Here is a 13308-nt window from a genome sequence, read left to right on the forward strand (position 1 = left end):
AACATATATTTTTGACCCCCTAAATTATGAAAAATTTACTTGTAAAAAGTATATCATAATTGGAAGTTTAATGCGTCTATTTTAGTACTTATAATATTACAAATCCACACAATATGAGAAAGAGCCAAAAAAATATTCTTTGAAATTAGAAGAATCAAATATTAAACTGAAAAATGAGAATACAGATAGACTAGTTGCGGAGGAGAAAATACGTCATTTTGTATATTATGATGCTCTTACAGGAATATCTAACAGAAAAAAAATGTTAGAAGATGTTAATATATTACTAAATGATAAAAATGAAAAATTTGCAGTCCTTTTTATAGATTTAGATAAGTTTAAGAATGTTAATGATAATTATGGTCACGAGGCCGGAGATTATGTTCTTAAAATCGCTGCAGTGAGATTAAAAAACATTATTAGATCAATGGATACAGTTAGTAGAATTGGTGGAGACGAATTCATAATAATACTAAGAAATTTGAAAGCCATTGCAGATGCGCAAAAAACAGCATCGGATACTTTGGATACATTAAACGCAGCTTTTACTTATAAGGAAAACCAATTATTTATTGGAGGAAGTATAGGCATAAGCATATTCCCTGAACACGGAATTGATGCAGATACGTTAATTAATAAGTCTGATTTAGCAATGTACGAAGTCAAGCTTAAAGGTGGAAATGGATATAAACTATATTCCTCGTAAAGATGATAGAAAGGCATTTTCTAAATGGTAATTATGAAAAGGCACTGATGCAATTCATTAAATAGCATCAGTGCCTTTTATACTGTTTTGATTACTTCAAATAGAAATAGCACCCTGCTTACCTGCAGCAATGGCATCAATTGCAAACTTAGCTCCTGTGTACAGATGGTGAAACAATTATCACTGGCTTTTCTGGGTATATAATATTTATAAGTGGCTTTTCTGTTTTTCAATCTCATATTCTATTTGTTTCTGTAAATTATTAAAATAATTTGCTATTCCTGTCTTACCTAATATAAATGGATTGGCTTCATGATTTTTCCTATTTCGAACAGTTTCTAAAATAGTGACCATAATTTAATTCTCTCTCTTTTTGCGAAGAAAAGATAGTCTGCATTCTAAAATTTAAATGTTCTAATTTCTCTTGGTGCAATACTGTTTGTTCCTTGAACATCTTTTCTAATTTTCCGTCATCTTTACTCTCAATAAAGTACAACTTTCAAATGAACTCATCCTTAGTTGCCAATAGCTCTGGTGTAGGGGTGAAAATCCACTCCTTTAGTTCTGATTTTCCAGCATCCATAAGGGTATAATATTTTTTTGAGTTTACTTCCGACAATTTCTACTCGAAAACTAATCAATTTTTGTTTTTCTAATTTTGTTAGTTCAGGATATATCTGACTATGATTAGATTTCCAAAATTCTCCGATCTCATTTTCAAAATATAAATATAATATTTTTCTAAGGAGAGATTAGTTATGAAAAACTTATTAAATCAAAAAATACAATTTATCTTTACTAGCCAGCAATTGTTTACTCTTTTTTTATTTTTTGTCCTACTATAAAAAACATAAGTGGTTAAACTACTTTTGATTATATCATAAAAGTAAGTTTAACCACTTATTATATGCTCTGGTTATTTTATGTTTCTGAATCTAGTTTACGCATTAAATATTTCTTGCAACTTCATAAGCATCCCAAACTGCTTTCATTATGTTTGCAACTTTTGCAGCATCACCTATTATATGTACAACTGCGTCAGTATTTTCGATTTCATGAAAAAGTGTATTTTCTGATTTATAACCTACTGCGATGCAGATAGTTTCTGCTGGCAATGTTATATTTTTATTTCCATGACTTAAGTTTACTCCTTCGTCATTTGCACCTAAAAGCTTTGTATTAGTCATTATCTTAACGTGATGCTTGTCCATAAGATCTTTCAGCATAGATTTATTTGCATGATTTATAGTTGGTCCTGCAGAGATTACATCTCCTAAGCCTTCTACAACAGTTACATCTTTGCCTTGTTGTGCTAACCAAAGTGCAGTTTCACAGCCAACTAATCCTCCACCAACAATAACTACAGTATTTCCCGCAATCTTTTTGCCTAAAAGTAAATCTTCAGCACAACATATGTGATCTTTATCCATTCCAGGTAAAAAATTTAATTTTACTGGATTTGATCCTGTTGCAACAATAACTACATCAGCTTTTGATTCTTTAATAATCTCAGGGGTAACTACTGTATTCATTTTTACATCTATATTTAATCTTTTTAATTCGTTTTCATACCAACTTAAAAGGCGTCTATCTTCCATTTTAAAGTCTGGTGCAGATGCTTCATGAATATGACCACCTATAACATTTGTTTTTTCATAAAGTACTACTTCATGTCCTCGTAATGTAGATACTCTAGCTGCTTCAAGTCCTGCTATTCCAGCACCTATTATAATTACTTTTTTTGTTTCAAGAGCTTTTTCTATGCCATATATTTTTTCGCGTCCTGTTGCTGGATTTATTCCGCAAGATATTGGTCTATGACTAAATATTCTTTGAAGACATCCATCATGGCAGCCAATACATGGTCGAATATTTTCTTCATTTCCTTTTTTAACCTTATTCGGCCATTCTGCATCAGTTAATAATGGTCTGGCTAATCCTATCATATCTGCTTTATTTTCATTCAATGCTGCTTCAGCTAATTCGGGATTTCCAAGTTTACCAGCAACAATTACAGGTATGTTAACAACTTTTTTAAGTTCTTTTGTAAATGGTAAATATAATCCTTCCTCTTGATACAGTGGTGGATGAGCCCAATACCAGCCATCATAAGAACCAACATCTGCATTTAAAGCATCGTATCCAGCTTCCTCTAAAATTTTAGCAAGCTTTAATCCTTCTTCAAAGTTACGACCTATTTCTGGCTGATCTACATCAATACCGCCTTGATTCCAATCTTTTATAAAGCTTCTAAGGCCATATCTAACTGTTACTGGATAATCTTGACCAGCACCTCGCCTAATTGCTTTTAGTATTTCTATGGGGAAAGTTGCTCTCTCTTTTAGGTTTCCACCAAACTTATCAGTTCTTCTATTAAATACTGACATCGCAAATTGATCAGCCAAGTAACCCTCATGAACAGCGTGTAATTCTATTCCATCAAACCCTGCTTCTTTAGCAATTCTACCTGCTTCTTCGAATCTATTAATAATTGTCTCTACTTCATCTGTAGTTAACTCTCTACATGTTATACTTGGATCCCAAAAGTTAGGTATAGCTGATGGTGCAATCGGTTTTGTAACTAACAATTTTGGATTAGCACTTCTTCCAAGACCTGCTGAGACTTGAAGAAATATTTTTGTTCCGTATGCATGTACTCTTTCTGTTAACTCATATGCTGAATTAGCAAAGGCTGTTGGATTATGTGTCACACAAGTAAAACTTGGCATTTTCATTTGTTCTATTTCATTTTCAACTTTTGTAAAACCTGTTATTATTAATCCTACGCCACCTTTTGCTCTTTCTACATAATAATCAACTGCTCTTTGATTAAATCCACCTTCTCTGTCTGCCAGTCCCATAAGTCCCATTGGTTCCATTACTATCCTATTCTTAATTTCAATACTACCAATTTTAATAGGTTCAAATATTTTTGTTTTCATAATAACCTCCTAAAGTTTCATTTATTATAACGTTTATTATGTGGAATGTTTTTCAGATTAACTACTGCACATCTTATACACTTTGCTTTTCTCTCATTGAAAGGTAAATTCCCTTTATGTTAAAAATTTTTATAAATATAGTTTTATGTATTTCAACTTGCCAATTGTCATTGGCTGAAAAAGTTTTTGATACTTGTTCACAAAATTCCTCCTTCGTATTTAACATAATGAGTTCAACGAATTGATTATGTTAAAACCTTAACATTTAAATTTATAATAATCAAATTTAAAAATGCAAATGTAACCCTTTCTTGTCGTATTATATGGAAATAGGTCACCATATCGAATTATTCCTCATGTTATCATAATGATAAATTTCCCAAGGTGAATTTTCATATAGGGTGCATTTGCATATAATCACTGGTACATATTTAATTTAGTATGATATAATGATAGTTAGTTTAAAAAAGGAAATGATATTATGAAAGAAATTACAAATCGAAAAAAACAAGCCATTGAGACAAAAGAAAAGATATATAACATTTCAATTCAATTAATCAAAGAGCATGGATATGATAATGTTAAAATAACTACAATTTGTGAAAAAGCAGGTGTTTCTGTTGGCAGCTTTTATCATCATTTTAAAAATAAAGCTGGAATTGTTATTGAGCTTTATTCAATATGTGATATTTATTTTTCAGAAACCGTACTTCCAACTTTACTAAAAACATCAAATTCTTATTGCAATAAAATTATAGAGTATATTGCCTCGCAAATGCAGTATGTAATTGATATTGGAAATGATTGTTCCACACAATTATATAAGGCGCAAATAACAGATGGTAACGAATTCTTTTTATCTATGGAAAGAGGATTACCAAACGGTCTTTGCTATTTAGTTCAATGTGCACAAACAAATGGTGAACTTGAAAGAAATATTGCTGCAATTGATTTAGCTAAGGAAATATTGATTATTTCAAGAGGAATACTCTATAATTGGTGTGTGTCTGAAGGAACGTCTGATATTATTTATGAATCAAAACGCATGATATCTAATTATCTAACATATTATAAAACTAAAAAGCAATAAATTTTATTGCATAATTAAAAGGTCACTTATAGAAATGGAAAATGCTTTTATTTTTTATATTGAATTTTCTAGATACAAAGAAAACCAGCCACAAGATAGTATTCTTCATTTTTGATGAATTAAAAATCAAAAATAAACTACAATTTTGCGGCTGGTATACCATAAAATAAGAATAATATCATGAAATTTAAAATATACTGTGCTCATTTTATAATCCTTCGTCAATGAATCTAATATTTATCCTAGTTCCTTATCTGTAATCATTTGAATTTCATTTATGATTTTTATCACCTCTTAAATTTAATCCGTAGTTTTCTACAAACCTGACGTAATTCTTAGGAATATTATACTATTATGCTGTTTATGTTTAAACTGTCACAATAAGTATGGAAGTAGATTTGTTAAGTAATCATATATTGTTTAAATTTCCCTTAATTTAATGATATACTAAAAATGAAGGTGATGGTATTGCAAATGCTAAAGGTAATAGCTATAAATTCAAGTAGTAGAAAGAAGAATACATATGGGCTTATTGTTCAAGCTAAAGAAATATTAAAAAACAAAAATATAGATGTAGAAATAATAAATATGTTCGAATATGATATAAAAGCTTGCATTGGTTGTGAACATTGTTTGGTTAAAGGTGGATGTGTACTTACCGACCAGACTGAAGGCATAATGGAGAAAATAAAATTAAGTGATGGAATAATCTTAACTTCACCAGTTTATATGGAAAACGTATCAGGAAAATTAAAGACATTTGTTGATAGAACCTGTAGCTGGTTTCATCGTCCTGAAATCTATGGTAAACCAGTTCTAGTTATATCTACAACTAAAGGCTCTGGGCTTAAATCTACTCTAAAATACTTGGAGAGAGTGGTGATTCAATGGGGTGGATTTAATGCAGGTAAAATAGGTAGAAGTATTAGAAATATAGATAATAAAATTACAGAAAGTGAATGTGAGAATTTTATTAGACATCTTAGTATGAACAAGGGAAACTATAAACCATCATTAAATGCTCTTATAAACTTTCAAGTTCAAAAGGTGCTCTCCTATAGATTGATTGGTTTAGACAGTGAGTATTGGAAGGAAAAAGGCTGGAATTCTGATGTGTATTATTTTAAATGCAGGACAAATAATTTTAAAGGTCTAATAGCAACGAGTTTTGGTAAGTTTTTAAATAAAGTTGTGAATAAATGATGGGAGAAAAAAATGGCAAGCATTCAAAGTAAAGTAGCAATCTCAGTCGTTCCTCCTTCAAAAGCACCCCTGGGGTGCTTATTTTTCTTTTGTAATTATACTCAAATAAATTTTATTATAAACAATTATAAGAATAAATAAGCGTTTAGGTGCTCTCTTGTTTTTGATTTTCTTTGCATCAATATATGCATTGGTATAAACCGGATTGACTTCCGATGCAAAAGCCAGGAATGCCACCAGTCCTGCCCTACGGTGATTCCTAGTTGCTACGGAGACCTTTCTTTAAATGTCACCCGGAGGAAATCCAAACGTTTGGATTTGCTAAGAAGAAGTAAGGCAATGCATCTCTTAGAAAGAAACGTTAATTTGATTTATATTAGAGATTTTTTGGGGCATGCATCTGTGACTACTACAGAGATTTATGCAAAATCAAACTCTGAGGTAAAACATAAGGCTATTGAACAGGCAAGTCCGAGTTTATTACCAGATGAGAAATATTCAAAGAAAGCAAAACAACAATAAAATTTCCCTCCACTATATAATTATTTTGAGGAAATATTATTTTTTACAATTTTTGGTGGAGTTGATTTGATTTATAGGAAATATTTGGTATAATAAAGCATATAGCTAGTAATTGGTTATTAGATAATGTGAATTAAGACACTAAAAATAAATAATATTTATTAGTTAAAATGAGGTGTAAGAATTGCTTGATTTTGAACTTGATGAGTCGGATTTTAAGATAAGATGTTATACAAATGTTAAATGGATAAATGAGAAATTTAAACATAGGCAGCTTAAATTTGTAGCTGAATGCAAAGATAGTGATATTTGTATAGTAGATAGAAACTATGAATTTACGGAAGAAGATTCTAAGAGTAATCTTAAGATAAATGTTGATGAGCTAAGCGGTAGGGTAGATGCTTTTGTAAGTCAGGATCATATTGAGGCTTACTTGGATATGATAGAAAAGTGTGAATCAGAAGACTATGGTGTGGGAATGGCTGATTTTAACGACATTAAGGCAGTGACAAATGGAAGTTTAATTGAGTATATAAAAATAAATTTAAATAGTGATGATGAAGTGGAATGTATTGAACAGTTTAAAAAAAGTTTTAAGCCGGCGGAGTTTGATGTAGGGGTAATACTCTTTGTTTCTATAAAGAATTTAAATAGTTTATCTAACCTTTCAAATGTGTTAGAAGGTATCTACCCCAATATGGAGGCGGTTATTATGACACCAGATAGAAGGGTAAGTCATATGGATAACTATGTTGAGGTATTTGTATTTAAAAAGCATAATTTCGAAAATTAATGAGGGGGTAAAGTGATATGATAAATGTTTTTTTTAATTCTGCACTTGAAGCTATTTTATGCGAAGAACACGAACTAAATGAACTTTTTAAATTAAATGCAAACTACTACAAAAGGAATCATTATGGAGTATGTAATCTTTATGAAACTACTTTTGTTTATTTGATTTTCAAGGAACTTTTAAGAAAGGAGTATCCTTTTACTGCTTATTGGGAGTGCCCGTATCCTAGCAACCCAAAGAATCATTGTGATCTTGCCTTGTTAAAAGAAAATGGAACGTTGGATTCATTAATTGAATTTAAAATCTGGATAAAAGATGATGATAAGGATATTAAAAATGATGTTTTAAAACTTCAAAAGGAACAAGGGTGTAAAAAATATATATTTATAATAGGTTATGGTGGAGATATAGATGAAAACCATAGGTATCTAATCAGAGATAATGCACCTTTGAAGTTGGTAAATAAAAGAAGTATTAAGACTAAGTTTTTTAAAACAGCTTTAAATGCCGTTGAAGATAATGAACTGAATTTATTTATGTATGAAGTTATTTAGTTATTATTTTTAACAATGTTCTTATTTATTTAAATTTAGGCATAAACTGAAAAACTTAATTAGGTATGGTATCATAAGTTTTAAATTTTATAAGAACTCTAGCGAAGATATAGTAGAATATTTTAAAAAAACTTATTATGAATTAAGAATAGAAGAGTTAAATGAAGCTATTAACTTATTAAATAACAAATTAGAAAAGGCTGATTTTGAAAACTTAATGAAATTATACAGTAAAAACTCCATGGAAGTGCTTAAAGCTAATTTAGCTCATAAATTCATAACAAAAATTAGTAGACCAATATTTTCAATAGATGCACTATGGAAAAATTTTGAAGATTTTCAAAAGGAATATCCAATAATACTCAGTACCACTCATTCTTTAAGGAGCTGTGCCAATTTCAAGGAAGAGAAAAAGATACTATTATTTTAACTACAGTAGCAAATGAAATAAATGATTTTATAGATGACCCTAATCTTATAAATGTTGCAGTATCACGCGCAAAAGACAAGCTAATTCTTATAGTTTCTGATAGTAATATATCAACAGAGGATAGTAATATAGGAGATTTAATAAAATATATACAATATAATAATTTTGAAATTATCAATAGTACCACATTTTCAGTATTTGATTTGCTTTATCGCAGTTATTCTAAAAAGTTATTAGGAGTATTAAGTAAGAACAAAAAAGTCTCTGAATTTGCTTCTGAAAATCTAATGAATATGGTGATAGATAAGATGCCGGTGCTTGTGGTTGAAGTTGATGGGTATGCTTTTCATGCTAATAATAAAGTACAATTAGAACGTGATAAAATGAAGGATGAGATACTTAGAAAATATAGCATACCTATTTTAAGGGTAAGCACAAATGAGAGTGGGGAGGAGTTAAGGTTATATAACAAGCTTTATTTAACAATTGTTTCTTTTTCACATCAAATTCTTCTTGTGTAATGGCACCCATATCCAATAAATTTTTAAACTTAAGTAACTCATCAGCAACACTAAATGAAGCATTTTTTTTGTTGGAGTTATCATTATCCACTGTACCGGTATCATTGGTGTCAGCAGCTACTTCTGTAAAAGGTACGTTTACGGAAGTAAACATACTTTCTATATCATGCTTAGCCTCGGCTTCAGTATAATCAATGGATTCCGCTAGAGTATTCTTTAAACGGTTACCCATAGGTTTCATAGATGCATATGTAAGTCCCCCTGATATTATGCCTCCTAATACTGGAATGGATTTTGAAACACCTTTAGCAAAAGTTTGCTTAGTTATCTTTACACCAATAAGAGCTGCAGTTTTCTTGATAATTGGATAATAAATCGTTTTTGTTAATGCTTTCTGAGGCAATTTTTTTAAAATCTGCTTTGAAACAGCTGACGAAAGTACCTTAACGGCAGAAGCTGATCCGCCAATCCCAAACATAACCCCTATAAATAAGGTTAGTTCTCCTTTCGCCTTTTCAGTTTTCCACATTCTTTCAATATTAAAATATTAGTTGTACTCTGGATTGTAGAATCTATAGAATTATTAAAAGATGTAATTTTTTCTCCGTTGTTAATGTTATAATACTTATTGAAAAAGTTTAGAATGTAAGGGTGTTTATGTTTAGTATATAAAGAAAAACTATGTGCATGTACATTACTGACAGTAATTTTTCAAATAATATTTTCTATGGTATTCCATAGCTTAACAGGAGGATAAAATTTTGTATAAGAAAATAGTGACACCCTTTGATTATAAAACAAAAAAAGAGTTTCCAAGTGAGTTGATGAATTGGATTGGCGATGTTTTTTACGATATTCTTCCGAAACACGGATATGAGATACGTGATGAGCAAATATATACTGCTTTTCAGCTTGCTAATGCAGTTTGTAATAAAAAAGTTCATCTGGCTGAGGCTGAGGTAGGTACCGGAAAAACCTTCGCCTACTTACTCACTGCAATTGCCTATGCTAGGTTTAGCGGCAAACCTGTAGTAATTGCATGTGCCCAAGCAGCACTTCAGCAGCAGCTGGCAGGCCCAAAGGGAGATATTCAAACACTTTCCAGAATACTGGGATTAGAAATAGATGCGCCAATGGCAAAGGATCCTCGTCAGTATGTTTGTGATGAGAGAGTTAGTGGAATGGGAGGAGTGTTTGGCGATGCCACAGCCTCTGATGAGATTAATCAATGGTTAGCCAGGACTTCAAAAGGTGAACGCTCAGAAATGCCGCATATATCTGATAATATATGGAGACAGATTGGATGGAATGAGACTATGACCTGTGATGCCTGTTTCAGACGAGGCTTTTGTAAGCTTGTTAAGGCACGGGAACATTACAGATCTTCCAAGGATTTAATTATCGCTGATCATAGTATCTTTTTTCAGGACCTGTGGACAAGGGATGAAAGAATTGCAGACGGTAAAAGGCCTATGATTCCAGATTACTCGCTGGTGATCTTTGATGAAGGTCATAAAGTGATACTGCCGGCAGCTATGGGTGCTGGAAGACAAATTCGTAAAGAAGATATTGATAATATTATCCTTTTAATAGAGGAAATCCAGGAAGCAAGAACTTCACTGGTTGTAAGTACAATTGCCTTGGACAAGGCTACTTCTAATTTTTTTGAAAAACTTAATAAAAACATAATAGACGATGAGCAATCAGATCGTCTGGCGGTTCGCACAGATGATATACTTTTGAAAGCAGCTGATACTTTTCATAAGGCACTAGATCGGTTGCTCTTAGAGATACAAATTGATGAAGAGCTATACATAGACTCGTTACCGGAAAGCACGTTACATACCTTTGAAATTCAAATAGAATTATCAATTACAGCATTAGCTAGCTTTGGTAAGAATAAAGGTAGAGAGGTTATTACTTGGGTAAATAGGGCAGACGGCAGTTTTTGGGTAGTTCCTCGGAATTTGAGCAATATGTTAGATAAACATTTATTTTCGAGAAAATTGCCTGTGGTGTTTACTTCAGGAACTTTAAGTGATGAGGGGGATTTTGGTTATCTTACGCGGACTCTGGGTTTAAAAGATCCAGCAATATCAACGGTTGGAAGTCCCTTTGATATTGAAAATCAGGTGGTGGTTTATTTACATCAGCCATCCTTTGAGGACACTTCCAGTGCCAAGTTTTTACGTAAAATCAAACAATTACTATGGTTGCTGAAAGAAAATGGAGGAAGAGCGCTGATACTTGCTAATTCTTTGAAGGAAGTCAGGAAAATAAGAAAAGAAATTAGTGGATACGCGCTACCTTTTGAAGTTTTATGGGAGGATAAAGGTGAGCGAGGATACCTTGTCCAAAAGTTTCGTGCAGAAGTTACATCTGTATTAGTAGGTTCTACCTTTTGGGAGGGAATTGATGTGCCCGGGGAGTCTTTATCTCTCGTTGTAGTATGGCAGCTTCCCTTTCCGTCACTAGACCCTTTGATCGAAATGAGACGCAAAGAAGCAGAAGAAGAGGGGAGAAGCCCACTTATAACCGTTGATTACCCTGAAATGGGATTGAAGTTAAAACAAGGTTGTGGCAGATTAATTAGAACTAAGGATGACCGTGGAGCAATAGCTGTTATGGACCAAGTAATAGGAACCCCTTGGGAAAAGGTAGTTATGAGGGCTCTACCTAGAGGAGTGAAAATCAAAACTTTGGAACAGAGGGATATTTAAATAATGTTTTTCAAGATGAAAATTCAGTATGTCGGAAATCCCGACTAACTGCACCCACTATGTAACCTGCTATCTGGTGGTTTATGTCGAGGGATAATGAACAAAGGAACTAGCTTTTAGTCATATTATATAGCAGTAAAAATCAAAAAATAATTTATCCGAATTTATAATAAGTATCAGTGGCTACGTAGTAGCTATTGATACTTATTTTGCTGTAAAGTTTGAAATTAGGGCATTTTAAAAACTATTAAAATAAAATACAAATCTATGTTCTATTATATTTCGAAATAAGTGGAAATAATAATTTATTTAGAATATAATTACATTAAATCAAATATTATGAAAATACACGGGCTATTATATACTATCTAAAAATGTTTTAAATGGAGGGAAATATAATGAAATGTGAAAACTTATGTAGTTCTAGTCAAAGAGGTGATATTATAGATTTCTATAAAATAGTATTTAAATCTGAAGACCCAATGATTATTGATTTAGTAGGAAGTACTGGAGCGGGAAAAACTACTTTCTGCCAGCAATTTGTAGATGAAGAAGGCAAAAATGTATTAAGTAAAACTATAACATCATCAGGCAATAGTACTATAATTCAAACAGATATAGCTATTCTTGAAAATACTAAAAATAGGCTTTTTCTAAAAGCGAGAGATAAGAATGCTATAATTAGGGACTTAGTTTTAGTGGCTTTAAATATAGATTCAGGATATAAATCTGATATTAAAAAAGATATTACCGATGAAATTAATAAAGCAGGTATAAAGCAAAATTATGCCAGTAAAATTAAAGTTAATAATGATTTATTTCAGGGTGTGTATAATCTATTTAGAACTAATAATTTTCTCCAAAGATTTCAGAAAATCGCAAAAGATCTGCAACTAATTTATAACAATGAGGATAAGATTCAAGAATATATGTGCAATGACGTAATAAATAGTGAGCTCATTAAACTTCTTGATGATATAATATGTTGGGAGTTAAAGATAGAGAATTTTTATGGTTACCGTCATGAAATTTCACTGGAAGAGGAAAATATTATAGAAAAGACTATTATACCTACAAAGACTTTCAATAAATTAAAGGAACAAAAGGAAGAGTTTCATGAAGTAGTATCTTATAGTTTACTTTTTGAACAGGCAATAATAGTCTTAAAATGTGATGAAAAAGCAAAAAAAATCTTGCCTAAAAAATTTAAAAGGGGAGTTGTATTTAGAGATTCAATGAGCCATAAAAAAGTAGGGCATCAAGGGATGAATATTGATTTTGAAGTAAAAAATAAAATATTTCTTATACCAGCGGGTACTTCTGAAGAATTAGTTGATGATAAATTTGTAGAAGAATTAAAAAACTGTATTATATCGGCGTCAAAACAAAGCATACTAGTAATAACAAAAATCGATAAAGTAAGCTCCTATGTTGAATATACTCAGAATAATTACGAGGCTTTTATCGAAAGGTTAAAGGAACAAATTGTTATTACCCATAATAATTTAGTTTGTAAATTGGTACAAACAGAAGAACACAGTATAATGGAGCTACATAAATTTGATAAGAATACTATGATAAATAAGTTCATTGCATATTTTGATAGTGCTTTTTTATCAAAAATAACTAAAGATAAACAGGGAAATTATGATGCAGAGCTCCATAAGATAATATGTAATAATAAAAGTAACCAAGAAATAGCTGTAACAGATATTGAAGATGTGGTCATTTTAGATAATTGGCATGATTCAGTTTCAAGCATTTTTTTAAACGAAAATATAGTGTCTTATGAGTGGGTAATATAAATTTGAAAATATTACAATAAGA

14 protein-coding genes are annotated in these 13308 nt (G+C 31.2%); 10 read left to right on the plus strand and 4 right to left on the minus strand.

Translation table 11 applies throughout. From position 1 onward, the window contains the following. Positions 1 to 139 precede the first annotated feature (139 nt). Positions 140 to 706, plus strand: coding sequence for a diguanylate cyclase domain-containing protein (locus tag ACREVU_RS03205; RefSeq protein ID WP_431550183.1), 567 nt, complete (start codon positions 140 to 142; stop codon positions 704 to 706). Positions 707 to 913: 207 nt separating this feature from the next. Here ACREVU_RS03205 and ACREVU_RS03210 read toward each other — a convergent pair whose 3' ends face one another. The 3 genes from ACREVU_RS03210 to ACREVU_RS03220 form a co-directional block, all read right to left on the minus strand. Next, positions 914 to 1060 (minus strand): hypothetical protein, encoded by a 147-nt coding sequence (locus ACREVU_RS03210; RefSeq protein ID WP_431550184.1) that lies wholly within the window; start codon positions 1058 to 1060, stop codon positions 914 to 916. Positions 1061 to 1653: 593 nt separating this feature from the next. Then, positions 1654 to 3648 carry an oxidoreductase gene (locus tag ACREVU_RS03215; RefSeq protein WP_431550185.1) on the minus strand — a complete coding sequence of 665 codons (1995 nt, stop codon included), beginning with the start codon at positions 3646 to 3648 and terminating at the stop codon, positions 1654 to 1656. A 73-nt stretch (positions 3649 to 3721) separates the two neighbouring features. Further along, positions 3722 to 3874, minus strand: a complete 153-nt coding sequence (locus tag ACREVU_RS03220) for a hypothetical protein (protein WP_431550186.1) — start codon at positions 3872 to 3874, stop codon at positions 3722 to 3724. 255 nt (positions 3875 to 4129) lie between these two features. On the opposite strand from ACREVU_RS03220, the gene ACREVU_RS03225 reads away from it, so the two are divergent. The 7 genes from ACREVU_RS03225 to ACREVU_RS03255 all read left to right on the plus strand — a co-directional run bounded on the left by ACREVU_RS03225 (position 4130) and on the right by ACREVU_RS03255 (position 8761). Continuing rightward, on the plus strand, positions 4130 to 4738 hold the full coding sequence (locus ACREVU_RS03225) for a TetR/AcrR family transcriptional regulator (RefSeq protein ID WP_431550187.1): 609 nt from the start codon (positions 4130 to 4132) through the stop codon (positions 4736 to 4738). 474 nt (positions 4739 to 5212) lie between these two features. Then, positions 5213 to 5941, plus strand: coding sequence for a flavodoxin family protein (locus tag ACREVU_RS03230; RefSeq protein ID WP_431550188.1), 729 nt, complete (start codon positions 5213 to 5215; stop codon positions 5939 to 5941). Between the two features lie 312 nt (positions 5942 to 6253). Further along, positions 6254 to 6463 carry a tyrosine-type recombinase/integrase gene (locus tag ACREVU_RS03235; protein WP_431550189.1) on the plus strand — a complete coding sequence of 70 codons (210 nt, stop codon included), beginning with the start codon at positions 6254 to 6256 and terminating at the stop codon, positions 6461 to 6463. A 184-nt stretch (positions 6464 to 6647) separates the two neighbouring features. Beyond that, a complete protein-coding gene (locus tag ACREVU_RS03240; RefSeq protein ID WP_431550190.1) occupies positions 6648 to 7256 on the plus strand; it encodes a hypothetical protein in 609 nt (202 codons plus the stop codon). 17 nt (positions 7257 to 7273) lie between these two features. Further along, complete coding sequence (locus ACREVU_RS03245; RefSeq protein WP_431550191.1) at positions 7274 to 7810, plus strand: hypothetical protein; 537 nt, start codon at positions 7274 to 7276, stop codon at positions 7808 to 7810. Between the two features lie 217 nt (positions 7811 to 8027). Then, positions 8028 to 8240 (plus strand): hypothetical protein, encoded by a 213-nt coding sequence (locus ACREVU_RS03250; protein WP_431550192.1) that lies wholly within the window; start codon positions 8028 to 8030, stop codon positions 8238 to 8240. A gap of 17 nt (positions 8241 to 8257) precedes the next feature. Beyond that, positions 8258 to 8761, plus strand: a complete 504-nt coding sequence (locus ACREVU_RS03255) for a DUF2726 domain-containing protein (protein WP_431550217.1) — start codon at positions 8258 to 8260, stop codon at positions 8759 to 8761. Here ACREVU_RS03255 and ACREVU_RS03260 read toward each other — a convergent pair. Then, complete coding sequence (locus ACREVU_RS03260; protein WP_431550193.1) at positions 8658 to 9290, minus strand: SHOCT domain-containing protein; 633 nt, start codon at positions 9288 to 9290, stop codon at positions 8658 to 8660. The two genes, ACREVU_RS03255 and ACREVU_RS03260, sit on opposite strands and share 104 nt — an antisense overlap. Positions 9291 to 9522: 232 nt before the next feature. Between ACREVU_RS03260 and ACREVU_RS03265 the strand changes: the two genes are divergently transcribed. Then, positions 9523 to 11481: an ATP-dependent DNA helicase gene (locus tag ACREVU_RS03265; protein WP_431550194.1), complete on the plus strand. Its 1959-nt coding sequence runs from the start codon at positions 9523 to 9525 to the stop codon at positions 11479 to 11481. A gap of 398 nt (positions 11482 to 11879) precedes the next feature. Then, the gene (locus ACREVU_RS03270) at positions 11880 to 13286 is read left to right on the plus strand and encodes a hypothetical protein (RefSeq protein WP_431550195.1); all 1407 of its coding nucleotides are present in this window, start codon (positions 11880 to 11882) and stop codon (positions 13284 to 13286) included. The last annotated feature ends 22 nt before the right edge of the window (positions 13287 to 13308 follow it).

The organism is Clostridium sp., from assembly GCF_050717535.1.
GTDB lineage: Bacteria > Bacillota > Clostridia > Clostridiales > Clostridiaceae > Clostridium_AD.